We start from the raw sequence: 26,491 nt of genomic DNA on the forward strand, positions 1-26,491 counted from the left end.
GTTCTACTGGAAGCCTTGTGCTGGCCTCAATCACTCCCCCCTGGAGGGGGAGTCGCAGAAGCCGAGCCGAATGGCGAAGGCTGATGCGGTGGGGGGCGACGCCGGCCGACCCGACCGCAGTGCCTCCCAACTACTGATCACTGACCGCTTATCAAGCGCTGACTTTCAGGCGGTGGGCCTTGACCCGGCCCTGGCCGTCCTCGATGGTCCAGTAGGCGGCCAAAATCGTGCCGTCCTGCAGGGGCAGCAGCGAGGCCTGGCCGAACCGCAGGGACTGGAACATGTCGTGGATCACCTGGCCGGAATCGGTCGCCAGAGACTGGCCTGCATTCCAGATGAACTTCTCCTCCAAGGTCTTCCAACGGTCTCCCGCCAGGTCGACGATCCGGACGCAGACGCCCAGATCCCCCTCCCTGTGGCAGTGGATGGTCAACAGCAGGTCGTCACCCAGCCACATCAGATTGGAAGCCTGGGCCTGATGGCCGGTGTTGATGGGATCCAGCCAGGTGTGGCCGTTGTCCCGGGAAATGGCCACGTAGTTGGGCAGGTGTTTGGAGGCCGGAAAGTCGTAGGCCCAGGTAATGGCCACCACCCGTCCGGGCTGCATCTCGCAGATCCGAGACTCCCAGGCCGTCACTTCCCTGCCGGGGAGGTCGAAGAAGCGGCCCTTATCGTCCCAGGTTTCCCCGCCATCACTGCTTCTGAACAACACGCCGTACTGGCCGGAGGGGTTGGAGCCGTCGGGCATCTTGAATATTCCGGCCACGGCCAGCAGGTCGCCATCGGCGGTCTGAATGCAGGGACCCGAGATCTCCAGCAGCTCCGGGTGACTCCGGGGGATGACACGAGGGACGGTCCAGGTCCTCCCGTCGTCTTGGGAGAAGGAGACGATGTCATCTCCCGGCAGGATTCCTCCCGTCTCTTCGACGCTGATGCCCTGCTCCAGGTCGTGGCGGTAGAAGCAATAGCCGACCGCGATCAGACGACCGTCCCGCAGCCGGGTGGCCTTCAGGCAATCGCTGGTCACCACCGGGTCCACCGACTTGTCGTAGAGCGGCCCCTGCAGGGTCCAGCTTCGCCCGCCGTCCCGGGAGCGCGAGACATGGGTGGTGGAATTGGGCGACTCGAAGGCTTCTCCAAGCACGAACAGATTCAGTAGCTCCCCGCTGGCCAACTCCACCAGGCCGGGGAAAATCCCGTGGCGACTGTGGACTTGAGGCCTGGGATTGTCGTAGATGGTGATGTCTTCTATGACCTCGATCATGAATGGATCCTCTCGAAAGGGGGGTGGGAGGAGAGCTTCCGCTCCGGGCAGACGGGCGCAACCGGAAGGCCGCAAATCGGGCCGAGGCAGCAGTTTGCCAACGGGACAGCCATGGTGTATGGTTTTGCTTCGACTGTCAATTGAAGTTTAGTGACTTTTAATGGACTTCCAGGAAGGCAGCGTAGCTTGGGCTCGCGCAAGCCCGCATCCTACTTCATCGCACGGAGGAAACAGCCGGTCATGAATCCCTATTCACAGTATCACAAGGAATTTTCCAGGAACGGTTTCGTCAGGCTCAAGGGCTATCTGGCGCCCGCGGAAGTGCAAAATCTGGAGAAGAATCTGCAGCGCTACATTGGCGAGATCGCGCCCGGCCTGCCCCCCACCGACGTCTTTTACGAGATCCAGGGGCGCGCGGAAACCCTCAAGCAGATGCAGCAAATGGAGACACACGACCCCTTCTTCCAGTCCATAACCGTTCTGCCCAAGTTCGCCAGGCTGGCTGAGGCCCTGCTCGGCACGCCGGTCGTTCTCCGCGGAGTGGAGCTGTTCAACAAGCCGGCCGGTATCGGAAAGCCCACGCCACCCCACCAGGACGGGTATTATTTCTGCCTGCTCCCCAGCCACGCCGTCACTCTGTGGTTCCCGCTGGATCCGGTGAGCGAGGAGAACGGGTGCATCCGCTACGTGCGGGGCTCACACCGGAAGGGCATCCGTCCTCACAACGTGTCGAACATCCTGGGGTTTTCCCAGGGTCTGAGCGACTGGGGCCCCGAGGATGAAGCGGCCGAAGTCAAGGCCCTGGCTTCCCCGGGCGATCTGCTGGCTCACCACTGCGACATGATTCACCGTGCCGACGCCAACCCCAGCCGGATTTCCCGCAGGGCTCTGGCCATCGTCTACGACGCCGCTTCCTCCACCATCAACGAGGCAGCCAGAGCCCGCTACAAGGAGTCCTCCACGGCTCAGCGGGTCGAGTTGCAGTCCCGGTAAGACCGCCCTGACCGCCTACTCCACTCTCAGACAGACAAATCGGATCTGGGTGACCGACACCTCGGTGCACCAGAAGGTGGCCAGGATGTCGCCGTCGTCCAACACGGTCGCCATGGGAGCCCCGAAGGCGATGCTGTCATGGGACCGCGGGTAGGACTCGGGCGCATCGGTTCCGATCTTGTCGCGGCCGGTGGCGTCCCAGACCTGGATCTGGTTGTCGAGGTCCCAGGTGAGGCCCCCGTCCCGGGAGCAGGCCGCGAAAAACCCTGGAGGGTCGGTCTCCCGCACGGTATAGACCACCGCCATACGGCCCTCGCCCAGGTCCACGGCCCAGTTGGTCTGTCCGGGAATGTTGGTCGGGACCGGCTCCGACCACTCCCGCCCGTCCGGGGTGCCGGTGGAAGCGTGCAGCGTCAGGTGCTCCCCCGACTCGAGATCGGCCGTCCAGAACAAAGCAAACAGGCTGTCGTCGCGCTGCCGGATGACTCTGCCGTGCCAGTGGCCCTTGCCGGTCCCCGATCCGACGCCGAAGATCACCGGATCTCCCCAGCTTCGGCCTTCATCCGAAGAAAACAGCCCCACCGTCCGGGGCTCGTAGGGACCGGGGTCGTGGTAAGCGTGCCACTGGTCGAAGGCCTGGAACCAGTCGCCGTTCGACAAGACCACCATGGAGCAACTGGGGGTGATCACCATGCCTTCGGGAACCTGCAGAACCTCCGGCCCCGACCAGTTGCCCCCCTTGTTTCGGGACCGGTAGAAGAGAGTGTCGGCCGGGAAGATGCCACCGGTCTGCTCGTTGAACAACGGATGGGTCGGATCGGACCGGTCCCAGCGCTGGGCCGTCATCAGCAGGGAGCCGTCGGGCAGACAAGTGCCCATGGGGGCGTGGTAGGAATAGGCCCGGTCGTCCCCGGAGGCGTCATGGATCAATCCCTCGGTCTGCCAGCTCCGCCCTCCGTCACTGGAACGCGCCTGCACCATCACCGAGTCCACGCTGTAGAGGGCCTGCCCCCGTTGAAAGGTGCAGAGCAGCTCCTGAGCCGCCAACTGAACCAGATAGCTGTGGCAGGCGAAATGGAACTCGTAGCCCGGATTGGTATTGCGGTAGACGACCCCTTGGTCGACGAGACGGATGCGTGCCATGGAATTTCTCCTTCGTTCTCAAGCCTGACGGCCCGGTTTCCACCCACTGCGCCGCTGGAACGGCCCCCGGGAGCGCGGGCGTCCCGCCCGCATGCGGCCCTTTTAGCCGCCGCTGAGTTTCCTACGATGCTGCGGGCTGCCACCCTATAGGCGGACGAAATTGAGGGACATTATTGAATAATATATCAACAACGTCGCCTTATTTTATCCTGGCCAAAATCGGTTTGGGTCACGGCGTGAGGATCTTGTAAAGCAAGCCGAACATGGGAATGAACAGCAGACTGACGAGCGTCCAGATGATCTTGGTGAGGTTATTCATCTCCGCTCGGAGAGCGGTGAATTGAGCCTGCAGCCCGTTGATCTGAGTCTGCATGTCGGACCGAAGTTCAGTGATCTGAGCTCCGATGGCAGTGATGACGTTCTGGCCGCTCAAATGGCGTATCTCCTCGATGGCGGGATGAATCAGCTTGGGGTCCGCGCCGCTGTCGATCAAGACCCGATGGATTGCGCTGGTTTCAGGTTTGGACGAGGTCGGCATCAATTTTCTCCCTTTCCGGATGGGGTGATTCCACTGACCCAACCCATGGAAACGATTCAATCCAAAGAGGGAGAAAAGTACGGCCACGCCAGGGACGGCCAGGACCGATCAGCGCCGGCGCAACAATACTTCCAAAAGTATACCCCGACAGGCTCGCTCTTGGCGCCATGAATCCTTGCCCTGATCCCCTGCCTCCGTCTCCCGTCCGCCGCGAACAACCGGGCAACCACAAGGGTTGTTCCTACGTTTGGGGGACAGCGCGAGGTGGCCCGGGAAAACCGGGGACGTTGTGGTCCTTAGGCGGCGCTGTGTTGCCCCCCACCGGTTCGACTGCGGGCGGGGCCCTTGTCTCACCGACTCCTCCAGGGGGGAGTGATACTCGGCTTGCATGAGGCGCATGAGTACCACCCATCCCAACGAGCACCCATCCGGTCCCTTCTATCCAGCTTCAGGTATACTGGATGCCATTCACCCATCGGAACGGACTCATCAAGGAGACACCATGCTCTCGCGTATTCACATCCTGGTGGCGTTTGCAGTCCTTTCACTCGGCCTGGGCTGTCAATCCCCGACGACGGTGCAGTCGGGCGCCGTCGACATGCTCGACGACTTTGAGAAGGACTTTTTCGTGGCTTTTGGAGATCCGGCTTCCTGGAAAGCCGAGGACGGCGTATTCAAGTGCACCGGCACCCCCAACGGATACCTCTGCAGCCGGAAATCCTACTCCAACTATGTTCTGACGCTGGAGTTCCGCTTCCCCGAGCAGGCCGGCAACAGCGGCGTATTCAACTACATCTCCGGAGAGCACAAGGTCTGGCCGGCCTGCGTGGAGGTCCAAGGCCTCTACCAGCGGCTGGCTCAGATCTTTCCCCTCGGGGGCGCCGAGGGTCCCAGGAGCGACGGCGACGAGGAAGCGCGAACCCGGGCCCGCAAGCCCCACACCGAATGGAACCAGCTCGAGATTACCTCGCGGGACGGCGTGATCGGCGCCAAGCTCAACGGCGTGTTCATCGGCGAGAGTGGCCCCTATCCCGTCCGCCAGGGACCGATCGCCCTTCAGTCGGAAGGGGCGCCGGTGCACTTCCGCAATATCGAGATTCGGGAGTTGTGAGGAAAGGTTATCAGGCCAGTAGTGCTTTCACCACGTGAGCGGGCTCGACGCCGGTGAGTTTGGCGTCCAGGCCCTGGTGGCGGTAGGTGAAGCGCTCGTGGTCGATGCCGAACAGGTGCAGGATGGTGGCCTGGTAGTCCCGGATGTGGACCGGGTCCTTGACGATGTTGTAGGAGAAGTCGTCGGTCTCCCCGTGGACCACGCCGCCCTTGATGCCGGCCCCGGCCATCCACAAGCTGTAGCAGCGGGGATGGTGGTCGCGTCCGTAGTTGGTGGGCGTCAACTCACCCTGGGAGTAGATGGTGCGGCCGAATTCCCCGCCCCAGATCACCAGCGTGTCTTCGAACATGCCCCGCTCCTTGAGGTCCTGAATCAGCGCCCAGGAAGCCTTGTCGACGTCCCGGGCCTGCGCCGGAAGCACTTCGGGCGCGGACGAGTGCACGTCCCAGCCGCGGTGGTAGATCTGCACGAAGCGTACGCCCCGCTCCACCAGCCGGCGGGCCATCAGGGCGGCGTTCTGGAACTTGCCGGGCTGCCTGGCTTCCTCCCCCCAGCGCTTGAAGGTGCTTTCCGGCTCACTGGAAAGGTCGCTCATCTCGGGCACCGAGGTCTGCATGCGGAAGGCCATCTCGTACTGCTCGATGCGGGCCAGGGTTTCCGGGTTCCCCACCTCCTGGTGCCGCATCCGATTGAGCTCGCCGAGGCCGTCCAGCATCTTGCGCCGCACCTGGCGGGACACGCCGCCGGGGTCCTTCAGATAGAGCACCGGATCGTCTCCTCCGCGCAGCCCCACGCCGGCGTACTTCGGGGACAGGAATCCTGAGCTCCAAAGCTTGGCCGAGATGGCTTGAACCCCTGCCTTGGGGTGGCTCTTCTCGGCATTCATCACCACGAAGGTGGGGAGGTCCCGGTTCATGCTTCCCAGGCCGTAGGAGATCCAGGAGCCAATGCAGGGCCGTCCGGGAATCTGCCGGCCGGTCTGGATGAAGGTGATGGCCGGCTCGTGGTTGATGGCCTCGGTGTGCATGGAGCGAACGATGGCGATGTCGTCCACCATGCTGGCCGTGTGGGGCAGCAGCTCCGAGATCCAGGCGCCGCTGCCGCCGTGCTGCTTGAAATCAAAGACGGAGGGGGCAATGGGAAAGCGCGCCTGACCCGAAGTCATGGTGGTCAAGCGCTGCCCCCGGCGCACCGATTCCGGCAGGTCCTTGTCGTACCACTCCCTCATTTTGGGCTTGTAGTCCAGCAGGTCCATCTGAGGCGGCGCCCCCATCATGTGCAGGTAGATGCAGCGCTTGGCCTTGGGGGCGAAGTGGGGCAGATGGGCCAACCCGCCGACCCCATCGGCCCCACCGCCGGTGGCCAGGAGATCTTCGGCCAGGAGGCTGCCGAGGGCGATTCCGGCGATCCCCTTGGCTCCCCGAAGGAAAAAATGGCGCCTGGTTTCCGTCAGGATGGCTTCCTGGTGTGGATGCATCTCGAATCCCTCCCATTGAAGACGGGGGCCGGAGACCGGGTGGCTCCCCGGGGTTCCGGTCACCGTCGGGGCCTTTCGGGGCCCGGCCGGTCCTTACTTGTTCAGGGCCTCGTCCAGGTTCATCAACTGGCTGGACAGCATGGTCCAGGCGGCCGACTCGGCCGACGGCAGCGCCTCGTCGGGCGCCGACTCGCCTGTGGCCAGCAGCTTACCGGCCTCGCGGGAATTCGAACCGTAGTGCTCGACAAACTGCCGGTAGGTCCGGCGGGCCACGACCCGCTCTGCCGCCTTCATCTCGCGGGCCAGCAACCGGGTGGTGATGAAGTCCAGACGCTGGTCAAAGTCGGCGCCGGCTTCCCGCATGGCTCGCTGAGCCAGGTAGCGGGCCGCCTCCACGAACTGGGTGTCGTTCATGGTGACCAGCGCCTGCAGCGGCGTATTGGTCCGCTCCCGGCGCACGGTGGCGTGCTCGCGTGTGGGAGCGTTGAAGATTTCCATGGAGGCCGGCGGCGCCGAGCGTTTCCAGAAGGTGTAAAGGCTGCGGCGGTAGAGCCTGGAGCCGCTGTCCGGTTGGTAGGTCCGGGTATTGCTGGTGGGCATGGCCACCCGCTCCCAGACTCCTTCCGGCTGGTAGGGCTTGACGCTGGCCCCCCCGATCTTGCGAACCAGCAGGCCGCTGGCCGCCAGGGCGTAGTCCCGGATCATCTCCCCATCCATGCGGAAGCTCGGCCCACGAGACAACAGCAGATTGCGGGGATCTTTCTCGAGCTTCTCGGGGGTGAGCGCCGCCGCCTGGCGATAGGTGGCCGAAGTCACCAGGGTGTTAAAGAAGCGCTTGATGTCCCAACCCGACTGGCGAAATTCCACCGCCAGCCAGTCCAGCAGCTCCGGATGGGAGGGCCGCCTCCCCTGGGAGCCGAAGTCGTCGCTGGTTTCCACCAGCCCCGTCCCGAACACTTCCTGCCAGTAGCGGTTCACCACCACCCGGGCCGTCAGAGGGTTGGAGTCGTCCACCAGCCAGCGGGCCAGCCCCAGCCGGTTGCGGGGCCAGGAAGCCGACATGGGGTGGAGAGCCGAGGGCGTCCGGGCCTTCACCAGCTCGCGCGGCTGATCGTAGAGGCCGCGATAGAGGACATGGGCCTCGGGTTGGCTATCGGCTTTCTCCTGCATGACGTGGGTGATCCCGCCTCGTCGCCGCACCTCCCGCCACTCCTTCTCGATCTCCAGGGCGCCAGCCATCAGACGGCGATATTGCTCATCCTCAACGGCCAGGTAGTAGAGGCGCAAGGCCGACCGCTCCTCGGGGGTCAGAGCCTGGGCTTTCTTGTTGCGGGCGCCCTCCAGGCTGGGCCAGAGCGAAACCAGCCTGGCCTCCGGGGCCGAGAGCGCGCGATTGAAGATTCTGAGATCGGCGATGCCGCCCCCTGAAAAGCTGCTCACCTCGGGAACGGCGAGGTCCCCCACCTTGGTCAGACCCCGACCCAGATAGAGCGGCTGGTCGTTCCGGATACTGCCCTCGACCCGGGTGAAATACTCGCTGCCCTGGGACTCGATGGTCTCGCCGTTCCAGTAGAGCGCCAGACCGGCCCGCTCTCCGGAGCCGTCATAGGTCAAGACAATGTGAGTCCACTCTCCCGGAGGCAGCCGCCGGGTGTTGATGGGACGAATCTGCACCGAGCTGGCCGGTTTATCGGGGGCCGGCTTTTCTCCCGTCAGGGTGAGGACGAGCTGCCGCGAGCGGCTGATCAGGGACCAGCCGCGGGAATGGTCGTCAGGGTCGGACTGGCCCATCACGGAAAAGGTCCCCACCACCTTGGGCTGGTAGTACCACAAGGCGATGGAAAAGGGCGTGTCGGTGTCGAGCTCCAGGCTGGGCAGCGCCGCCCAGGACTCCTCGCCGAACCGCAGCGAGCGCTGGTTCCTTGCGGGCCCCTCGCGCACCCTTGCTCCCTGGCGCAGGACGACCTTCTTTCGTTTCCCCTCGATCTCCGCGGAGGCCTTGCGGCCCAGCCGGAGCCGCAACAGCTCCGCCGAGCCTTCCAGCGGCGTTTGCAGAGAGCGGTGGCGGTCTTCTACCAGCCAGTCGGAGAAGGCTCCTTCTACGGAGGCGGTACGGCTCTCGATCCCTACCTCCACTTCAGCGGCTTCCCGGCGAAGCCGGTGCCAGCGTTCCAGGTCCTGAGCCTCCGGCACCACCAGCACCGGCGGAGGATCGGAGATGTTGCCGTCCATCACGTACTGGGTGGTGTTCCTGAAGAAGGCCGTCAGGGCGTAGAAATCCCGCTGGGTGATGGGATCGAACTTGTGGTCGTGACAGGTGGCGCACCCCACGGTGAGGCCGAGAAAGACCAGGCCGGTGGTATCGGCCCTGTCCTTGGCATAGATGGCCTCGTACTCTTCGGGGATGACGCCGCCCTCGTTGGTGGTGATGTTGCAGCGATGAAAGCCGGTGGCCACCAGCCGTTCCAGGCCGGCCTCGGGCAGCAGATCGCCCGCGATCTGTTCGACCGTGAACTCGTCGAAGGGCTTGTTCCGGTTGAAGGCCCGGATCACCCAGTCGCGGTAGGGCCACATCTCCCGAAAGTTGTCGATGTGGATCCCGTGAGTGTCCCCGTAGCGGGCCGCATCCAGCCAGTAGCGGGCCCGGTGCTCGCCCCAGTGCCTCGACTCCATGAGGCGGTCGACCAGGGTCTCATAGGCGTTGTCGGAGTCGTCCGCCAGGAAGGCGGCCAGGGTTCCCGGATCGGGAGGCAGTCCCGTCAGATCCAGGGCCAGGCGGCGGGCCAGGGTATTCTTGTCGGCCTCGGGAGCGGGTTCCAGTCCCTCGGCCTCCAGCCGGGCCAGAATAAAGCGGTCCAGGGGGTTGCGCACCCAGGAGGGATCTTTCACCGGTGGCGGTTCAGGCCTGCCGATGGACTTGAAGGACCAGTGCTGGTCCCAGGCGGCTCCCTGCCGGATCCACTGCGTGAGGGTGTCGATCTGTTGGCTGTTCAGAGGCCTCTTGGAATGGGCCGGCGGCATCTGCAGGGCCGGCTCGGCATGGGAGATGCGCTGGTAGAGCAGGCTGGACTCGGGATCGCCCGGGACGATCAAGCTGCCGCCGGGCCGCTCGGAGAAGGCTCCCTCCCGGGTATCCAGCCGGAGATCCACCATGCGGGTGGCCGCATCCGGACCGTGGCACTCGAAGCAGTGGTTGGAGAGGATGGGACGAACGTCACGCTGGAAGTCGACGCTGGCTGCGCCCGACGCAGGTGGCTCGGCCGGAGAGCGGCCCACCCCCAGAAGCACCGCCGCCAGGACCACTACGGCACCAGTAACAACCCTCACCGTCTTGCCTCCAAGAAATGACGTTGGAATCGGTATTTTAGCCGATTCTCGGGGGAGATCTCCAGTGCTGCGGTTCGGCCGCGCCGTCAAAGCAGCTCAGTGAACCTTCTCCGGGCTCATGATCTGCTCCAGGACGTCCATGCCCACCTGCCGGCTCCAGGCCCCGGTCAGGCGGTCGAATAGCGGACCCGGTTTCCCGTCGGCAATGGTCAACCCGTTCACCTTGGTGACCGGAGCAATGCCGTAGGGAGTGGTGGCCAGGAAGGCCTCGTCGGCATTCACCACGTCGTGAACCTGCAGATTCTTCTCGACGAAGGGAATCTGCAGTTCCTGGCACAGCTCGCTCACATTGAGCAGGCTGATTCCGCCCAGGATGTTGCGGCTGGTGGGCGACAGCAGCCTTCCGTTCTTGGCGATCAGGAAGTTGGCGCCGCTGGCCTCGCTGATGTTGCCATCCAGGTCGAGCAGCACGGTGATGGCCCTGGGATCGACCAGGCGGGCCTCCTGTTCCGCCAGCCACCAGTGGAGCCGGCTGCGGTTCTTGACCTTGGGGTCAAGGCACTCGGGGGGCACGTGCCGAATGGAGGGAATGACCACGTGGGCGCCCTCCCGAAACAGCGGTTGCCAGGTGGCGAACTGCATGGGATAGGTGTGGATGCAGAAGGTCGGCGCCTGGTGCACGGCTCCCTCGGGCAGTCCGCCGTAGACGGCATTCTCCCCGGGGGTAACGAAGTAGACGATGGCCAGGTCGTCCGACTGGCCGATTCCCTGCAGGTTGTGCTCCAGCAGCTCCAGGGTGACCTCGCGGGTCTCTTCCTGGGTCAGGAGCGGCTGGATGCGGGCGTACTTGCAGGATGCATAGAAGCGGGTCAAATGGTCGTCCAGGCGAAAGGGCTTGTGACCATAGGTCCGCACCAGGTCGGTCACGGTGGCCCCCATGATGATGCCCCAGTCGTAGTATGCAACCCTGGCTTGAGAGGCCGGAACGATGGCGTCTCGAAAATAGACGACGGGTTCGAAAGCTGGCATGGCGTCCTCACTTCCTCAGACAGTGGCGTTGGTTGGTTTGTCGGATAGCTTCGACTATTGTCTCACATGGATGAGCAGGATGGACCCACCGAACCCGGTCAGTAGCTGAGAAAGCCGCCGTCCACGATCAACGTGGTTCCCTGTACGAAGCTGGCGTCGTCGGAGGCCAGAAAGGCGGCGGCGCCCCCGATCTCCTCCGGCAGCCCGCGGCGGGCCAGCGGGGTCTTTCGAACATAGGTGCGGTCCACCCCCAGCTCCTCCAATTCCTGGCCGAGCTGCTGGTTTTTCTCGACCACGATGTCGCCTGGCGCGATCCCCACCACCCGGATGCCCTGGGAGGACAGCTCCAGGGCCATGGCCTTGGTCAATCCCTCCATCCCCCCCTTGCTGGCGCAATAGGCAGCCGCCCAGCTCTGGGCCGCGTAAGCCCCTACCGAAGAGATGTTGATGATGACGCCTTTCCCCCGGGAGGCCATGTGGCGGGCGGCGAGCTGGGAGCAGAGAAATGTGCCCTTCAGGTTCACATCCAGGATGTTGTCCCAGGCCTCCTCCGAACAGTCCAGAAAAGGGGTGAGCGCCGGCAATCCGGTGACGGCGGCGTTATTGACCAGGATATCGATCTGCCCGTAATGGCGAAGCGTCTCCTCCAACAGCCGTTCCACCTGAGGCCGGGAAGAGACGTCACAGGCCAGGGCCCGGCCTCCCAGCTCTCCCGCCGTCCGTTCGGCCACCTCCAGGCGGCGTTGAGCCAGCATCAAGCGGGCCCCCTCGCGGGCGAAGCACTTGGCGATCCCCTTGCCGATACCGGTGCCTCCGCCGGTGATGATGGCCACTCTGTCCTTCAGTTTCATGGTTTGCCCTCCTGCAACCCTCGTATAGCCCCCGCTGCCGGCGGCTGCGCCTCCAAGGGCAGCTTCCCGATCCTCAGGCTTCGGAAGCCAGGGCAGCGATATTCTCGCCCGGGTAGATGCGAGGCGTGGCTCGCATCAGGATCAGCACACCCTCCGCCGGGGCCGTGACCTCTTCGATCACCCTGCCGTCCAGGCTGCGGATGATGCCCAGCAGGTCTCCCCGGCGCACTCGCGCACCGATCTCCAGGGAGGCGAAAAACAATCCGCCCTGCCGGCACTTGATGGCCACGTCCATGTCTCCGGATCCCCCCAGCAGCCAGGGCCGATAGCCCGCGGGAAGGCCGGCGCCTTCCAATACCGTCATGTCGAGAAATTTCAACAGGTTGGCCAGCCCTTGGGTGTAGCAGTCCACGTCCTCGGGCCGCACGTGGCCGGCTCCATAAGCCTCGGTATAGAGAGAAGGAATGCCGAGGTCCAGGGTGGCCGAGAGGGTCCTCCCTGCAGACGTGTTGGGATGAGCCCAGACCACCGGGGCTCCAAAGGCCAGGGCGGCTTCCCGGGCGACGGCGGCCTGCTCGCCCAGCATGGAGTAGCCGCAAAGGGTCAACATGTGATAGTTGCGCCCCGAGCTGTGCAGGTCGATGTAGAAGTCGGCATGGCGCAACACCCGCTGCAGCACGGCCTGGGCCAGCCGCTGGCTGAAGCTGCCGTCGGTACTGCCCGGAAACACCCGTGCCATGTTGAGGGAGTCGACGGGATTGCAGCGGATGCCGAGCCAGAAAGCCGTCAGGGTGACGATGGGCACGGCCACGAAAGTCCCATTCAGCCTGTCGGGATCCAGGGCTTCGTAGGTCCGGTAGATGGCTTCCATCCCCTCGTACTCGTCTCCATGAACCCCGGCCGTCACCACCAGCGTGGGCCCGTTCTTGCGGCCCCTGGCCGTCAGGACGGGCATCGACAATGTCTCGCCATCGAACTGCAGGGCCATCTCGGCGGCAATGCGGTCTTCCGGACAAAAGCCGCTGGAGGCCAGAAAGCTCTGCCGGGCCAAGTCTCCCAGCCCCTCGGGCAGGTCCACCGAAAAGGAACGGATCTCCTTGGTTTCCCTGCCGATGGCATCGATGTCAAATTCAGGTGCACGGCTCATTAGACTCTTTCTCCGTAGGGCCAAGTCACTCTAAAAACTGCAGGACCGCTATTGCCGCGGCTGGATCACTTGAGTCGGAACAACATTGACAGACGAGTCAAGTGTCGTGAGAGCCTGTTGCAAATTGGGCAGCGGGACGTTTGACGGGAATGGCCACAAAAGGCACAAAAACACAAATTGCGACTCTTGTGCTTTTTGTGGTTCGACAGTATTTTTCACCAGGCCGCACCCGATATTGATAAAGGCAGTACCTCAGGCTTGCCGGCAAGATACCCTGCCCCACTGCGAATTTTGCAAATAGCTCGTGAATTTAGGATTTCAGATCGATTGTAGATTTTGCACTCTGGATTTCAAGGTGAATTCAGTTCTCACCCGCCAATCAACAATCCCTTGCTTGACGTTCTGTTCCACGGCCTCGCCATACTTTACTCCTCCAGGGTCACCGGTGCGCCCCGCCTCCAGGACTGGATGATGGCCTCGACAATGCGCATGGACTGAATGGCCTCTCGGGCCGGACTCTCCGGCGGACGGCGGCCCGCCACCGCATCCAGGAAGGCCTGGTGCTCGTCGGCCATCAAGGGGTCCCTCTCCAGTTCGAAGGTGCGGACCGTTTCCGACTCGGGATCGCGATTGCCCAGGCGTAGCGAGCCGGAGCGCAGGTCGAAAAGAGCCCAGCCCTTGTCCCCGATTACTTCGCAGGAGCCGTGATCGGGATGCTGCACGTAATTCATGTGAATGGTGGCGATCAGCGGCTCCTGGTACTCCAGGGTGACTGCCATCAGGTTGGGATTGGATTGCAGGGGCAGATCGCCTCCCCGGCAACCGGCGGCATAGACCCTGACCGGAGTCTTCCCCAACCACCAGTGATACAGGTCGGGTTGGTGGGCATAGTCCATGGCGATGGCCCCCTCCACCTCGGCCTGGTGCCGGGAGATGGAGTTCATCAGGGTGAGATAGGTCCCCACGTGGAAGTGCAGCGAGAGGATGCGCCCGAAGGCTCCTTCCTGGATTAGCTCCTTCAGGTGCCGCATCACCGGATGGAAATGGTAGGTGAACCCCACACTGAAGACCCGGGAACTGGCCTCGGCCGCCTGGAGCATGCGCCGGGCCCCGGCCAGGCTGTCGCTCATGGGCTTTTCGCAGAGCACGTGGCAACCGGCCTGGAGCGACCGAATCGCCATTTCGGCATGCAATCGGTGGGGGGTGGCGATCACCACCATTTCCGGACGGGTGGCCAGCAGGCTCTCGAGGGAAGCATGGGTCGGAACTTCGCCCACCTCACGCAAGGCCCGCTGCAAGTGGTCGGGGTGGGATTCGCACAACTCCACCGAAAGCTCCGGACGGGCCGACAACACCCGGGCGTGCCTGCGCCCGATGGACCCGCAGCCGACCACCCCGATGCGTCTCTTGGCCATTTTGCGCTTGCCCTTCAGATCAGATTTCGTCGACGTTGATGAGAGGCATGGAGGCGCCTTCCAGCATGGCGTCGATGGATTCCAGGTGCTTGAAGCCACCCCCGGTAACCAGGCAAACCACCTTCTCGGCCGACTTCACCAGCCCCTGTTTCACCGCCAGCTCCAGGCCGGCCAGCGCTGTGGCGCCCGCGGGCTCGGTATAGATGCCTTCCTCCCGGATGAGGCGGCGCTGCCAAAAATATACCGCCTCATCGGGCATCATCTGGCCCGAGCCGCCGCTGGACAGCACCGTGTCCAGGGCCACCTGGGCGTCCAGCACGGCGGCCACCTGGAGCCCGGAAATCTGGCTGGTGCAGGTAACGGCCCGGGCGCGGGTTTCGTTCCTGCTCAGCGGTCCCACCACCGTGGCGCACCCCTGGGGCTGGGCGGCGTGCATCCTGGGAACCCGGTCGATGCGACCCTGCTGGAACCAGTCCCGGTATCCCTGGTAGCACTGGTAAAAGAGGCCTCCCCCGCCAATGGGACCGAAGACGTGATCGGGGGCGGCGCCGAGCTGCTCGCAAACTTCAAAGGAGATGGTCTTCACTCCGGCCATCTGCCGCGGGCTGATGCAGGTGGCCGAGATCAGCAGGACGGCCTCGCTGGTGCGGGCCCTGGCCTTGAGTCGTTCCACCACCGAGTTGGTTCCTGACTCGGTGACTCCGAACTCCCGAACCCGGATCACCCGGGCGCCGTAGGCCTCGGCCTGGACCAGCTTCTGGCGGGAGGCCGTCTCCAGCACATAAAGATCCAGCCCGAAGCCGAAGCGGGCCGCAAAGGCAGCGAGGGCCGAGCCGGTATTGCCGGACGAGGTGGCCAGCATGCGGTCGCGCTTCTCCTCGACCATCAGGGAGGCGGCCATGCTGGCAAAACGGTCCTTGTAGGACCCCGAGGGGTTTTGGAACTCCAACTTGAAATAGAGCTGGTCCAACCCCAGCGAGGGCCCGATCTGACGGCTGTGGACCAGGGCGGTGTCGCCCTCTCCCAGCGAGGCAATATTACGTTTGTCCTTCAGCGGCAGATTGTCGAAATACTTCCACATATGCCTTATAGGCGCGGGCTGACGGGCCAGCTTGCAGAGTCCCCGCCATCATAGATTCGCGGCCTGCCGCCATCAACAAAAAAGATTGGAGCCGGGGGGGTGCCTCGGACGGATGGCGGGTGCCGAACAGGGGCTGGGCCGCTTGGAAGGGTAGCGCGTTTCGAAGGGATGCTACTATTTCGCCGCGTACGCGGCTACGGGAGTGCCGGGTACACACGACCCCGGGCTTCCACCCGGGGCTACCCTGAGCCGCAGCTACGCTGCTCTATAAGGATGGCTCGTAGGAACCGCTTTCTCGGCAACCCAGGTCAACCACGGCTTCACCGTTCTTTCCAAAATCAGGATCCCGCATGAAGCAAGGGAATTTTGTGAATAATCAGACTCTTGACACCGTTCGAGTCTTAATCCGCCCTTGCCCTGCCGTGCGGTTCATTCGAGGAGGAACGACCGATCTCAAATGAAAATGAACACCAACGGACACGGATCAACACAAATCCAGAGGATCCTCCCTGTTGGAGAGCTAGCGGAATCCCGGGCCCTCAGCCAGAGACAATTGTAAAAAATCCTATTCCCAGGCAGCGTTGTAGGTTAGGAGGGAGCTGCGTAGCTGCGGTTGACGTAGGTCAATCGAGGAATCGTCTCCTACCGGCCAACCTTATGGAGCAGCGTAGCTGCGGCTCAGGGTAGCCCCGGGCGGGAGCCCGGGGGCGTCTGATCCTGCGCTGCCGCAGCCGCGTACGCGGCGAATTAGTAGCATCGTTCGGGAACGCAGGGCCTTCTCAAAGAAACTATGAACACGCCTCCCCCTTGGGCGTGGAGTAATTAGTGGGTCCCCGGGCGCAAGCGCAAGTGCCCCTCCTTGCTCCCCCAAAGCCTTTGGCATACTATTTCCGCAGGAGCCGGGACATTTCATGAACGCTGACATCTCCACATTGGACCGTGTCGAAGTCAACGGCGTCCAAATGGCCTACACCCTGCGCGGCCAAGGAGCCGATGTCGTTTTCCTGCACGGCTGGATGTGCAACCGAACCTTCTGGCAACGGCAGTGCCGGGAGCTGGCGGGCCGAAACTTCCGCTGCCTGGCGGTTGACTTTCGCGGGCACGGGGACTCGGAAGCGCCCGCCGAGGGCTATTCCATCGAGCAACTGGCCGGCGACCTGAGCGCCATGATGGCGGCTCTGGAGATAGGTCCCGCTGTTATCGTGGGTCACTCCATGGGGGGCATGGTGGCGCAGCAATTCTGCCTGGAGCGGCCGGAGCAGACCGCCGCGCTGGTGCTGGTGGCAACCATCGCCGCCGATGCGGAAGACCGGCTGATCTCCAAGAGAATCGCCGCCGATGCCCGCCGAATGAGTTTCTCCGGTGCTTTCGACCGCCATTTCGACGCCTGGTTCTCTCCCGGCGCTCCGCATGCGGTCCGCGACTGGGTCAAGAGGCAGATGCGATCCACCCCCGACGACCTCGGCCTGCAACTGGTCGACGCCTACAGCCGCTTCGACCTCACTCGCCGGCTGGGAGAGATTATTCGGCCGACGCTGGTGATCGGCACGCGATCGGACGACTCGGCTCCTCCCGGCCAAAGCCGCCGCCTGGCCGAGCTGATCCCCGGCGCCCGACTGGCCCTGATCGAAGACTGCGGACACTTCCCCATGCTGGAGAAGCCGGAATTGTTGAGCCGGGCTCTGCTGTCTTTCCTGGAAACTCAGGCCTCCCCCAGCGAGGATTGACCATGTCCCGCAACCCCTGCCGCGTGGAGCACGACTTCCTGGGAGCGGTCCAGGTCCCGAGGGATGCCCTTTTCGGAGCCCAGACCCAACGCGCCCTGGAAAACTTTCCCCTGTCGGGGGAACGCTCCATCGGCGACTATCCGGTGCTGACCGAGGCGCTCCTCAGCATCAAGTGGGCGGCTGCCGCGGCCAACCGGAAGGCGGGTTTCCTGGACGCCGGGGTGGCCGGGGCCATTGTCCAGGGGGCACGGGAACTGATCGGCGAGGATGCCGGCCGCCATTTTCCCATCCATCGCTTCCACGGAGGCGGAGGCACGTCGGCCAACATGAACGCCAACGAAGTGCTGGCCAACCGGGCCGAAGAACTTCTGGGAGGACGCCGGGGCCAGTACCGGCGGGTGCATCCCAACGATCACGTCAACCTCCATCAGTCCACCAACGACGTCTACCCAACCGCTTGCCGCATGGCCGTGATCGCTTCCTGGCCCTCTCTGGCCCAAGGCCTGGCACGGTTGGGGCAGGTCGTGCGAGACCGGACGTCCCGGTTTGGAGACGAGCCCCGGGTGGCCAGAACCTGCCTTCAGGATGCCGTGGCCGTCACTTTCGGAGACCTGTTCGGGGGCTATAGGACCGCCCTGACCAGAGCCGCCGATCGGATCGCCCGCGACGTGGAACAGCTGCACGCCGTAAACCTGGGAGGAACCATCGTTGGTCGTCCCCAGGATGCTCCCGAGAGCTACCGGAAGCAGATCCTTCCCCGCCTTCGGGAAGTCAGCGGGGACCCGGCCTACCGATTGGCCCCCGACCTCTTCGACGCTGCCCAGAACCCGGACGGCATGGTGGCCGTCTCATCCGGCCTGGAACTGCTGGCCCGGGCCCTCGTCAAGATCGCCAAGGACCTGCGCCTCCTCAGTTCCGGCCCCGAGGCCGGCCTGGGGGAGATCCGGCTCCCCGCTGTTCAACCCGGCTCCTCCATCATGCCGGGCAAGGTGAATCCGGTGATTCCCGAGTTTGTCGTTCAGTGCTGCTTTCAAGTCATCGGAAACCATGCGGCTTGCGCCGGCGCCCTGGACCACGGCGAACTGGACCTGAACATCTGGGAGAGCGTCCTGCTGTTCAATGTGTTGGATTCGATAGGCTTGCTGGTAAACGCGGCCAACACCCTGGCCGAGCGCTGCCTTGAAGGAGTGACGGCGGTGCCGGAAACCAACCGGCGGAACGCCGACTCCATCATCCCCCTGTTGACCGAGCTGGTGAAGGCTCGGGGTTACTCGGCCGTCAGCCGAATTTGCCGGGAGGCTGGAGGCGACGTGCAAAAGATCCGGGAGTTGTTGAAGAAAGAAGGCTGGATATGACCGAGTCCGCCGCAGGAGGCGGAGGCGGCCGTCCAGCGAGCATATGAGGAGAATTGCCATGAAATCCCAAGACCCATCCCCTGCCGAAGCCACCCCAACACCCGAGGAAGAAGCGCCCCCAACGGAAATCGTGACCGTGCGTCCCACCGAGGAGGTGATGTCCAAGCAGCGCCTCCCCTATTTCTTTGGAGTCTCGGACGAGACTTCCGGAGCACGGGGAATCTCCATGAGCCTGGTGGTCATCCCCCCGGGCGGAGCGGCCGAGCCCCACTACCATCGAGGTTTCGAAACCGCGATTTACATGCTGGAAGGGAGTGTCGAGACCCGCTACGGGAAGGGGCTGAGCCGGAGGGTGACCCATCGCCCGGGAGATTTCCTTTTCATTCCGCCCGGCGTGCCGCATCAGCCCGTCAACCTCAGCGACCGGGAGCCGGCCCGGGCCATCGTGGCCCGCAACAACCCCAGCACCAACGAAGAGGTGGTCTTTTACGATCCGGCCTCGGAGGATATGGACTGATCTCTTCGCGCCTCGGGAGTGAGCACTCCCGGAGTCTCAGGAACTTCGGTAGTCCTGCAGCACGCCCTCGATTTCTCCAAGAATGGCAGGATCGTCGATAGTGGAAGGAATGGCGTAATCCCGGCCGTCGGCCAGGTCCCGAAGGGTCCGGCGCAGGACCTTGCCGGAGCGGGTCTTGGGTAGACGCTTGACCAGCAGCGCTTTCTTGAAGCTGGCCACGGCTCCGATGTCCGACCGGACTTCCCGGATGATCTCCGCTTCGATGGCACCCCACTGGCGCTCCACGCCGGCCTTGAGCACCACGAATCCCATGGGGATCTGCCCCTTGAGCTCGTCCCGGGCTCCGACTACGGCGCACTCGGCCACGTCGGGATGACCGGAGACCACCTCCTCCATTCTGCCGGTGGAGAAGCGGTGGCCGGCAACGTTGATGACGTCGTCCACCCGCCCCATGACGAAGAGGTATCCGTCCTCGTCCTTGAAGCCGCCGTCGGCCGTAAAGTAGTAGCCGGGGAAACGGCTGAGATAGGACTCCAGAAAGCGCCGGTCGTCGTTCCACAGGGTCGGCAGGCAGCCTGGGGGCAACGGGAGCTTGACGGCGATCAGTCCTTCCTCTCCGGGTCCCAGAACCCGGCCCTCGCCGTCAAGCACCTGGATGTCGTAGCTGGGAACGGGCTTACCGGCCGAGCCTGCCTTGAGCGGATGGGGGGAGAGCCCCATGCAGTTGGCGGCCATCGGCCAGCCGCTCTCGGTCTGCCACCAGTGGTCGATGACCGGGATCCCCAGCAGGCGCCCGGCCCAGTGAAAGGTGTCCGGATCCAGCCGCTCACCGGCCAGGAAGAGATAGCGCAGGCAGGAGACGTCGTGGTCCTTGAGGTGCTCCCCCTCCGGATCTTCCTTCTTGATGGCCCGGAACGCGGTCGGGGCCGTGAACAGAACATTCACCCCGTGCTGCGACACCACCCGCCAGAAGGCTCCCGCGTCAGGCGTCCCCACCGGCTTTCCCTCGTAGAGCACGCTGGTGCAGCCGTGCATCAGGGGACCGTAAACCGTATAGGAATGCCCCACCGCCCAACCGATGTCGGAAGCCGCCCAGAAGACGTCCCCCGCCTGCACGTCATAGATGTTTTCAAGGCTCCACCTCAAGGCCACCGCGTGTCCCCCGTTGTCTCGCACCACACCCTTGGGCTTCCCGGTTGTCCCTGACGTGTAGAGAATGTAAAGGGGGTCGGTCGCCTCCAGTGACAGGCAGTCCACCGGATCGGCAGACGCCATCATTTCCTGCCAGTCCCGGTCTCGTCCCGGAAGGAGCGATGCCAGCGCCTGCGGCCTCTGGTAGACCACGCATACCGACGGCTTGTGCTCGGCAAGGTCTATAGCCTCGTCCAGCAGGGGCTTGTAGGGAATTACCTGCTGCACCTCGATCCCGCAGGAAGCGGTCACGATAGCCTTGGGGCGGGCATCGTCGATCCGTATGGCAAGTTCCTGGGAGGCGAAGCCGCCGAAGACGACCGAGTGCACCACGCCGATGCGGGCACAGGCCAGCATGGCAACCACCGCTTCGGGGATCATGGGCATGTAGACGATCAGCCGGTCCCCCTTTTCCAGGCCGGCGGCACGCAGCGCTCCGGCGAAGCGTGAGACCTCCTGTTGAAGTTCACGATAGGAAATTTGGCGGACGATCCCGGTGACGGGGCTGTCGTAGATCAGGGCGACCTGCGCCGCCCGCCCACTCTCCACCTGCCGGTCCACGGCGTTGTAGCAGGTGTTGACCCTGCCGCCCTTGAACCAGTGGACGAACTGCCCTCGGGAGACATCCAGGACACGGTCCCACTTGCGGTCCCAGTGCACAGCCTCGGCCGCCTCGGCCCAGAAAGCTTCCGACTCCTCCAGGGAACGGCGGTGGACGGTTTCGTAGGATGTTTCCATGGCTTTCTGTCCTGGATCGATTTCTTGGGGCGAAACGACAATGACAGTCGAGTCAGTTGACGTGGATTTGGGATTTTAGCCCAGACGAGTAGTCCTTAGTCCCCAATCAACACTGCCTTTTTCAGTTTCGGGTGCGACCTAATGAAAATGCTGTCTAGCCACAAAAAGCACAAAATTCACAGATTATATTTTTGTGCCCCTTGTGGCCATTCCCGGCAAACGTCCCGCTGCCGAATTTTTCAAAAGGCGCAACAATCAACAATTCCTTGCCTGTCGGTTTGAGACCGCGCTTTCCGCGAACCGGATCAAATCCAGATTTCCACCAGGGTCTTCCCCAGCCAGGCGCCCATATAGGCAAGAACCAACATGTAGGCGAATTGCAGCAGGGCCAGGCTCCACCCCCCGGCCTCCCTCCGAACCACGGCCACCGTGGACATGCACTGGAGGGCAAAGGCGAAAAAGATCAGCAGCGCCACCGCTCCCCCCGGGGTCAGATCCTGCTTCAGGGCCTGCTGCAAACCCGGTGAGCCTTCGTCTCCTTCTTCCTCTGCCCCCTCGATACCGTAAATGGTTCCCAGGGTGCCCACGATCACTTCGCGCGCCGCCAGAGAGGTGATCAACCCGATGCCGATCTTCCAGTTGAATCCCAGGGGCTCGATGGCCGGCTCGACCGCCTTTCCGATACTGCCGGCCAGACTCTGGGAAATCTCCGGCGGCTGACCGTCGGTGCGAGGCACACTGGCCAAAAACCAGAGCACCACCGCCACCAGCAGGATCACGGTGCCGGCGCGCTTGAGAAATATGAGAGAACGGTCCGCCAGACGCAGGCCGATGGACTGCAGGGTCGGCCAGCGGTAGGGAGGAAGCTCCAGGGTGAAAGGCAGGGGGCTCTCCCGCTTCAGGAGGGTGGATTTCAGCAGGCGGGCGGTGGCGTAGGCAGCCAGGAACCCCAGCAGGTAGAGCCCCATCATGGCAGCGGCCCGGGTGCCCAGCAAGGGCCCCAGCAGGGGTTTTTCGGGCAGGAAGGCAGCGATCACCAGGACATAGACCGGCAGCCTGGCCGAGCAGGTCATGAAAGGGGCGATCAGTATGGTGGCCAGCCTCTCCCGCCGGCTCTCGATGGTGCGAGTGGACATGATGGCCGGGATGGCGCAGGCGTATGCGGACAGCAGGGGGATGAAGGCCTTGCCCTGCAGGCCGACCCGAGCCATGGTGCGGTCGGCGATCACGGCAGCCCGAGCCAGGTAGCCTGAATCCTCCATGAGGCCGATCAGAAGAAACAGAAAAAGGATCTGGGGGAGGAACACCAGGACGGAGCCGACCCCGGCCCAAACCCCCTCCAGGACCAGGTCGCGGAACCAGGAATCGGGCAGCAGGTTTCCCATCCACTGACCCGAGACGGCTATGACCTCCTCGGTGCCGTCCATCAGGGGCTCCGCAAGCGTGAAGAGGCTTTGAAAAACGGCCACCACTACCACCAGAAAAATCAGCGGCCCCGCCAAGGGGTGCAGAAGCACCGAGTCGAGGCGCCGGGTCCAGACGGCGGCGGCGGGCGCGTGATAACCCGACTGGCCGGCGGCCTGGGCCGCCCAACTGCGGCAGCTCCCGATATCCTGAATTACCGGCAACTCCAGCCGCCGGGGGGCGTCGGAGTGACCGGACAGAAAGGCTTGGACGCCCTCCAACCCTTCCCCTTTGGCGGCGCTGATCTGGGCCACCGGAACCCCCAAACGCTCGGACAGGCGCTCCCCGTCCACCCGGCCGCCCCGGCTGCGCAGGTCGTCGGACATGTTCAGGACGATCAGAGTGGGGAGTCCCAGAGCCAGGATGGGGGCTGCCAGGCTCAGGTTGCGATTCAGATTGGTGGAATCGACCACCAGCAGGATGGCGTCGGGAGCCGGCAGGCCCGGTATCTCGCCAAGCAACATCCCTCGGGCCACCCGTTCGTCTTCCGATCTGGCCGCGAGGCTGTATATGCCCGGCAGATCCACCAGGGTGATCTCCCGGCCTTCGTCCATCCTGACCTTGCCCAACCGCTTTTCTACCGTGACTCCCGGATAGTTGGCCACCTTCTGTCGGAGTCCGGTGAGCCGGTTGAAGAGCGTGGTCTTTCCGGAATTGGGAGCGCCGACCACAGCGACCAGGGAATAGAGGCCGGAGGACTCAGGTTCGGCGGATGGAGATTTGGCAGCCGAAGCGGCCTGAAGATCAGACACTGTCCCCCTTTTCTGCCTGATCGGAATCGCTCAATATCAAGCACTGAGCTGTAGCGCGTCTGAGTGCGACCTCCGAGCCGTCGACCCGGAAGATCATGGGGTCTCCGCCGGGCGCCGGCCGCGCGGCGCTCACCCGAACGCCGGCCAGAAACCCCAGTTCCATCAGCCGCTGCGCCACATCCGCCGCGACCTCCAGGCGATCCAGAACGCCTTCATCTCCCTGCCTTAAGTCTGAAAGTCTCCTATCCGGCATTTCTCTCGTCAACCTCAACCGTACCCAGTATAGCTGTGCCCTGACTCCCGGGAATTGCAACCTGCCCGGCGCCGCTGGCGCCAGGATCCGTCCGGCAAGCCAGGGCCATTCTACACCGAAAAGCGTTTCCCCCACGCTTCACCGTGGTTTTGCAAACCACGACTCTCGACGGGCTTTCGGCTGGTACGTGCTTGGTACCAGTTTGGACGGGTTATGCGTTTCGGGAGGATGCGACCAAATCGCCGCCTACTCGGCTGCGTCAGTGCAGGGGTTTAGAGTTTTTTCTTACAGAGGCATTGCGTTCGGGGACGGGTGCTTTCTATTCGCCGCATTCGCGGCTAGGTTGGCGCAGAACCGAAACGACCCCGGGCTGCCGCCTCCGCCGCAAGGAGAACGCCGATTTCGCTGCCAAACGCGACCTCTCCAGGATTCTCCGGGCTCACCCCGCAGGCGACCCTGAGCCGCAGCTACGCAGCTCTATAAGGATGGTCCGTAGGTGGCGTCTCGCCGGGTAACCCACGTCAACCGCAGCATTCGCAGCTCTCCCCAAACCCACAACACTGCAAGGGGAAGCGTGCTTATTTATTGGAATCATTCCCCGGGTGGCAGTTCGGAGATTCCAGTCGAGCCGTGGGCGTCAGCCCATTGGACAAGGTCCCCTACTCTCGCCCGGGCATTGGGCAGGGAGGTTGTGGCAGGCCTCAAGCACTCCCCCCTGGAGGGGGAGTCGGTGAGACAAGGGCGTGCCCGCAGTCGAACCGGTGGGGGGGACGGAATTAGCAGGGTCGCCACTTAGGAGTCTCAGCCCGCAGTCGAGGCGGAGGGGGCGAACACCACGTCGAGAATGTGGGGTGCAGCTACGGCCTGGGGGGTGGTCCCAGCCCCATGGCTCGGCGCCAGGCCGATATCTGTCCCAGGTGGTTCATCTCGTGCGAGGTCATCATCATCGTCACCATGTCGCCTACCGTGGGGAAGAATTTGCGTCGTCGTTCGTCGGCAAGTGGGGTGGTAAACCAGTCCGGGTCGGCTTTGAGCACGGCGGCGCTAACGCGCTCATGCTGCGCGGTTAGGAAGGAAAGCAGCTCCTCCTTGGAGGGATAGAGGGAGGGGTCTCCCGAGGGAACTCCGCCGGTGGCGAAGATCTGCGGCCATCCCTCGGGAGCCTGTGACTCGAGGCCGAACATTCCTGCCAGGCGGTTGGCGGTCATGGCCAAGTGGCCGAGCGACCAGGCGGGATGGTTGACCACACCGGCCGGCTGCTCCACCATCTGCCGCGGGGTCAGATCCCCGACCAGCCTGGCGGACACGCCGAGATTGAATTTATAGAGGTAGATCACATGCTGAATCATCGGGCTCTCCTGCCGCGTAGGGAGGTAGAAGGGACGGGGTCTTCGCCCAACTTATCGGCAAGGCCGGGAAGGGCGAGCCTCAACCCGTAGCAGGCCCCGGGGGCGGCCACGACCGGTTGAGGGCCATGGCCTGCAGGAAGGTCGGCACCGGGCAAAGTCGCGACCGGAAGCGGAAAAGCGTCGGTTGGTGTAAATCTTGCATTCCGATCCGGCCGGTCAAACCGCCTGTGCCGATGGAGCCCTCACCCCACCCCGGGCAACCCTGACCTGGCCCAGAATCTTGGCCAGCCGCTCCACGTCGTCCTGCTCGGCAATGATCTGGTCTTCCAGCAGGTAGGCCGTGGGCACGTGGTCACAGACGTCCCTGGCCAGGCTGTAGGCTTCCACGGCTCGGGTTTCCAGCTCCAGGTCCATCTCCAGCATCTCGGTCAGGTCGGTGGACTGGTGGATCTCTCCCAACTCGACGGTCGGGACACCGCCCAGATAGACGATCTTCTCCCCCCAGGTCTTGGCATGGGTGAGGGCTTCCTCCGCCTGCTTGGAGAAAAGCTCTTCGAACACCTCCTTGTCCGGTCCCGTCAGGAGCATGCTGTGCTGGTTGTATTGGACTATGGCCGTGTACTCCAGCGAAACGGCCTGGTTGAGGATTTCGATCAGTTTGTGGTGATTTGCCATGGTTGAGGTCCCTCTCATTGGATTTCCGGACTGCCCGGCTGCAGTTGGGCTTCCGGTTGCCTCGACGGCTTCGAGTCGGTCGTGAGATGTGCAGCCTGGGTTCTAGGGTTAACCGGATCTGCCGCCAGTCGAGTTCAGCCTATCCGGAATACCATGGGATGTCAACCCCTAAATTGTTGAAAACATTACACTTAAAAGAATTTGAATGTCAATTTCAATTTCGCCTGCAGCAGGACCGGTTCCTGGCAGGTCACTGCAGGGACGGCAGAACCGTCCTTGCGCCACCTCCATTTTGAGAGTAGATTCACTATCTCCGGGACGACTGTCCGGGACCGCGGCCTGCCAGCCGGCGGAGTGTCATATTCGGAAACCGGAACACTACTCATGTCCTTGACCAGCTTGCTGCATGAACTCTGTGAATTCGACACCGCCCTGATCGCCAACACCATCGGCTACATCGATCCCACTCCACCCCACGAGTACTACATGGGCGGCTCCATCCAGTCGGTCACGCCCTCCCTCGGACCGACGGTGGGTGTTGCCGTGACCTGCGAGCTCGACAGCAGCACCCCCCACAACCAGGCAACGCCCGAGCCCTACCTGCGTCAACTGGACCAGATCTGCCAGATCGCTGAGCCGGTGATCTGGGTGGTAAAGACGGTGGGCTCCCGACCCGACCATGAATGCGTGCTGGGAGACGGGATGGCCAAGACGCTGGCCGCCGCCGGCTGCATCGGGGCGGTCACCGACGGCGGCGTCAGGGACGTGGCCGGACTGATGAGCATCCCATTCGCCGCCTACTGCAAGGGCAGGACCATCCACCACTGCGCCCTCAACTACGGCCGCATCAACCAGCCCATAGAGGTCGGAGGCATCGCCATCCGCACCGGCGACGTCCTCCACGCCAACGATGAGGGCGTGATTCGAATCCCCTCCGCCTGCCTGGACCGGCTCCCGGCCATGGCCATCCGGATGCGATCCTTCGAGCAGGATGCCCACCGCTTCATGCGCCAGGCCGACCTCAGTCCCCGGGCCAAGCGCCAAAAGGTGAGCGAGTTGCTGGAGGAATACGGGTTCGGCAAGCGGTGAGCCCG

General features: G+C 63.6%; 21 protein-coding genes. 6 read left to right on the plus strand and 15 right to left on the minus strand.

The window, feature by feature from the left end; genetic code table 11:
- Positions 1 to 151: 151 nt before the first annotated feature.
- Positions 152 to 1,264, minus strand: coding sequence for a sialidase family protein (locus OXI69_14455; protein MDE2667343.1), 1,113 nt, complete (start codon positions 1,262 to 1,264; stop codon positions 152 to 154).
- A 240-nt stretch (positions 1,265 to 1,504) separates the two neighbouring features.
- Here OXI69_14455 and OXI69_14460 point away from each other — a divergent pair, with 240 nt between their 5' ends.
- Positions 1,505 to 2,257 (plus strand): phytanoyl-CoA dioxygenase family protein, encoded by a 753-nt coding sequence (locus OXI69_14460; GenBank protein MDE2667344.1) that lies wholly within the window; start codon positions 1,505 to 1,507, stop codon positions 2,255 to 2,257.
- 15 nt (positions 2,258 to 2,272) lie between these two features.
- Here OXI69_14460 and OXI69_14465 read toward each other — a convergent pair whose 3' ends face one another.
- Both OXI69_14465 and OXI69_14470 read right to left on the minus strand, forming a co-directional pair.
- The gene (locus tag OXI69_14465) at positions 2,273 to 3,400 is read right to left on the minus strand and encodes a sialidase family protein (GenBank protein ID MDE2667345.1); all 1,128 of its coding nucleotides are present in this window, start codon (positions 3,398 to 3,400) and stop codon (positions 2,273 to 2,275) included.
- 229 nt (positions 3,401 to 3,629) lie between these two features.
- Positions 3,630 to 3,938, minus strand: coding sequence for a hypothetical protein (locus OXI69_14470; GenBank protein MDE2667346.1), 309 nt, complete (start codon positions 3,936 to 3,938; stop codon positions 3,630 to 3,632).
- A gap of 502 nt (positions 3,939 to 4,440) precedes the next feature.
- Here OXI69_14470 and OXI69_14475 point away from each other — a divergent pair.
- Complete coding sequence (locus OXI69_14475) at positions 4,441 to 5,049, plus strand: DUF1080 domain-containing protein (GenBank protein MDE2667347.1); 609 nt, start codon at positions 4,441 to 4,443, stop codon at positions 5,047 to 5,049.
- A 10-nt stretch (positions 5,050 to 5,059) separates the two neighbouring features.
- Here the strand turns inward: OXI69_14475 and OXI69_14480 are convergent, their stop codons facing one another.
- From OXI69_14480 to OXI69_14510, 7 genes are all read right to left on the minus strand, one after another.
- Complete coding sequence (locus OXI69_14480) at positions 5,060 to 6,526, minus strand: DUF1501 domain-containing protein (GenBank protein ID MDE2667348.1); 1,467 nt, start codon at positions 6,524 to 6,526, stop codon at positions 5,060 to 5,062.
- 93 nt (positions 6,527 to 6,619) lie between these two features.
- The gene (locus tag OXI69_14485) at positions 6,620 to 9,853 is read right to left on the minus strand and encodes a DUF1553 domain-containing protein (protein MDE2667349.1); all 3,234 of its coding nucleotides are present in this window, start codon (positions 9,851 to 9,853) and stop codon (positions 6,620 to 6,622) included.
- A 96-nt stretch (positions 9,854 to 9,949) separates the two neighbouring features.
- Positions 9,950 to 10,882: an aminotransferase class IV gene (locus OXI69_14490; protein ID MDE2667350.1), complete on the minus strand. Its 933-nt coding sequence runs from the start codon at positions 10,880 to 10,882 to the stop codon at positions 9,950 to 9,952.
- Between the two features lie 98 nt (positions 10,883 to 10,980).
- A complete protein-coding gene (locus OXI69_14495) occupies positions 10,981 to 11,733 on the minus strand; it encodes an SDR family oxidoreductase (GenBank protein ID MDE2667351.1) in 753 nt (250 codons plus the stop codon).
- Between the two features lie 73 nt (positions 11,734 to 11,806).
- Positions 11,807 to 12,880 (minus strand): M14 family metallopeptidase, encoded by a 1,074-nt coding sequence (locus OXI69_14500; GenBank protein ID MDE2667352.1) that lies wholly within the window; start codon positions 12,878 to 12,880, stop codon positions 11,807 to 11,809.
- A gap of 425 nt (positions 12,881 to 13,305) precedes the next feature.
- Positions 13,306 to 14,295: a Gfo/Idh/MocA family oxidoreductase gene (locus OXI69_14505; protein MDE2667353.1), complete on the minus strand. Its 990-nt coding sequence runs from the start codon at positions 14,293 to 14,295 to the stop codon at positions 13,306 to 13,308.
- Positions 14,296 to 14,314: 19 nt separating this feature from the next.
- The gene (locus OXI69_14510; GenBank protein ID MDE2667354.1) at positions 14,315 to 15,376 is read right to left on the minus strand and encodes a pyridoxal-phosphate dependent enzyme; all 1,062 of its coding nucleotides are present in this window, start codon (positions 15,374 to 15,376) and stop codon (positions 14,315 to 14,317) included.
- Between the two features lie 911 nt (positions 15,377 to 16,287).
- Here OXI69_14510 and OXI69_14515 point away from each other — a divergent pair.
- From OXI69_14515 to OXI69_14525, 3 genes are read left to right on the plus strand one after another with little or no spacing between them, the layout of a single operon-like run.
- Positions 16,288 to 17,103: an alpha/beta fold hydrolase gene (locus tag OXI69_14515; protein ID MDE2667355.1), complete on the plus strand. Its 816-nt coding sequence runs from the start codon at positions 16,288 to 16,290 to the stop codon at positions 17,101 to 17,103.
- Positions 17,104 to 17,105: 2 nt separating this feature from the next.
- Positions 17,106 to 18,458 (plus strand): lyase family protein, encoded by a 1,353-nt coding sequence (locus OXI69_14520; protein MDE2667356.1) that lies wholly within the window; start codon positions 17,106 to 17,108, stop codon positions 18,456 to 18,458.
- Positions 18,459 to 18,516: 58 nt separating this feature from the next.
- Positions 18,517 to 18,975: a cupin domain-containing protein gene (locus tag OXI69_14525; GenBank protein ID MDE2667357.1), complete on the plus strand. Its 459-nt coding sequence runs from the start codon at positions 18,517 to 18,519 to the stop codon at positions 18,973 to 18,975.
- A 36-nt stretch (positions 18,976 to 19,011) separates the two neighbouring features.
- Here the strand turns inward: OXI69_14525 and OXI69_14530 are convergent, their stop codons facing one another.
- From OXI69_14530 to OXI69_14550, 5 genes are all read right to left on the minus strand, one after another.
- Positions 19,012 to 20,946 carry a propionyl-CoA synthetase gene (locus OXI69_14530; protein MDE2667358.1) on the minus strand — a complete coding sequence of 645 codons (1,935 nt, stop codon included), beginning with the start codon at positions 20,944 to 20,946 and terminating at the stop codon, positions 19,012 to 19,014.
- A gap of 263 nt (positions 20,947 to 21,209) precedes the next feature.
- The gene (locus OXI69_14535; protein ID MDE2667359.1) at positions 21,210 to 23,120 is read right to left on the minus strand and encodes a ferrous iron transporter B; all 1,911 of its coding nucleotides are present in this window, start codon (positions 23,118 to 23,120) and stop codon (positions 21,210 to 21,212) included.
- Positions 23,113 to 23,373, minus strand: a complete 261-nt coding sequence (locus tag OXI69_14540; protein ID MDE2667360.1) for a FeoA family protein — start codon at positions 23,371 to 23,373, stop codon at positions 23,113 to 23,115. The genes OXI69_14535 and OXI69_14540 overlap by 8 nt, the downstream gene beginning before the upstream one ends.
- 857 nt (positions 23,374 to 24,230) lie before the next feature.
- Positions 24,231 to 24,722, minus strand: a complete 492-nt coding sequence (locus OXI69_14545; GenBank protein MDE2667361.1) for a DinB family protein — start codon at positions 24,720 to 24,722, stop codon at positions 24,231 to 24,233.
- Between the two features lie 216 nt (positions 24,723 to 24,938).
- Positions 24,939 to 25,397: a ferritin-like domain-containing protein gene (locus tag OXI69_14550; protein MDE2667362.1), complete on the minus strand. Its 459-nt coding sequence runs from the start codon at positions 25,395 to 25,397 to the stop codon at positions 24,939 to 24,941.
- A gap of 384 nt (positions 25,398 to 25,781) precedes the next feature.
- Between OXI69_14550 and OXI69_14555 the strand changes: the two genes are divergently transcribed.
- Positions 25,782 to 26,486, plus strand: a complete 705-nt coding sequence (locus tag OXI69_14555) for an RraA family protein (GenBank protein ID MDE2667363.1) — start codon at positions 25,782 to 25,784, stop codon at positions 26,484 to 26,486.
- Positions 26,487 to 26,491: the final 5 nt, after the last annotated feature.

The sequence above is a fragment of the Acidobacteriota bacterium genome, assembly GCA_028875575.1.
Taxonomy (GTDB): domain Bacteria; phylum Acidobacteriota; class Terriglobia; order Versatilivoradales; family Versatilivoraceae; genus Versatilivorator.

What these genes read in the sequence shown, in the direction of transcription:
- OXI69_14470 (MDE2667346.1), bottom strand. Translation starts at nt 3,938, where the DNA reads ATGCCGACCTCGTCCAAACCTGAAACCAGCGCAATCCATCGGGTCTTG.
- OXI69_14525 (MDE2667357.1), top strand. Translation starts at nt 18,517, where the DNA reads ATGAAATCCCAAGACCCATCCCCTGCCGAAGCCACCCCAACACCCGAG.
- OXI69_14555 (MDE2667363.1), top strand. Translation starts at nt 25,782, where the DNA reads ATGTCCTTGACCAGCTTGCTGCATGAACTCTGTGAATTCGACACCGCC.
- OXI69_14545 (MDE2667361.1), bottom strand. Translation starts at nt 24,722, where the DNA reads ATGATTCAGCATGTGATCTACCTCTATAAATTCAATCTCGGCGTGTCC.
- OXI69_14495 (MDE2667351.1), bottom strand. Translation starts at nt 11,733, where the DNA reads ATGAAACTGAAGGACAGAGTGGCCATCATCACCGGCGGAGGCACCGGT.
- OXI69_14465 (MDE2667345.1), bottom strand. Translation starts at nt 3,400, where the DNA reads ATGGCACGCATCCGTCTCGTCGACCAAGGGGTCGTCTACCGCAATACC.
- OXI69_14550 (MDE2667362.1), bottom strand. Translation starts at nt 25,397, where the DNA reads ATGGCAAATCACCACAAACTGATCGAAATCCTCAACCAGGCCGTTTCG.
- OXI69_14540 (MDE2667360.1), bottom strand. Translation starts at nt 23,373, where the DNA reads ATGCCGGATAGGAGACTTTCAGACTTAAGGCAGGGAGATGAAGGCGTT.
- OXI69_14515 (MDE2667355.1), top strand. Translation starts at nt 16,288, where the DNA reads ATGAACGCTGACATCTCCACATTGGACCGTGTCGAAGTCAACGGCGTC.
- OXI69_14505 (MDE2667353.1), bottom strand. Translation starts at nt 14,295, where the DNA reads ATGGCCAAGAGACGCATCGGGGTGGTCGGCTGCGGGTCCATCGGGCGC.
- OXI69_14480 (MDE2667348.1), bottom strand. Translation starts at nt 6,526, where the DNA reads ATGCATCCACACCAGGAAGCCATCCTGACGGAAACCAGGCGCCATTTT.
- OXI69_14460 (MDE2667344.1), top strand. Translation starts at nt 1,505, where the DNA reads ATGAATCCCTATTCACAGTATCACAAGGAATTTTCCAGGAACGGTTTC.
- OXI69_14520 (MDE2667356.1), top strand. Translation starts at nt 17,106, where the DNA reads ATGTCCCGCAACCCCTGCCGCGTGGAGCACGACTTCCTGGGAGCGGTC.
- OXI69_14490 (MDE2667350.1), bottom strand. Translation starts at nt 10,882, where the DNA reads ATGCCAGCTTTCGAACCCGTCGTCTATTTTCGAGACGCCATCGTTCCG.
- OXI69_14475 (MDE2667347.1), top strand. Translation starts at nt 4,441, where the DNA reads ATGCTCTCGCGTATTCACATCCTGGTGGCGTTTGCAGTCCTTTCACTC.
- OXI69_14455 (MDE2667343.1), bottom strand. Translation starts at nt 1,264, where the DNA reads ATGATCGAGGTCATAGAAGACATCACCATCTACGACAATCCCAGGCCT.
- OXI69_14510 (MDE2667354.1), bottom strand. Translation starts at nt 15,376, where the DNA reads ATGTGGAAGTATTTCGACAATCTGCCGCTGAAGGACAAACGTAATATT.
- OXI69_14500 (MDE2667352.1), bottom strand. Translation starts at nt 12,880, where the DNA reads ATGAGCCGTGCACCTGAATTTGACATCGATGCCATCGGCAGGGAAACC.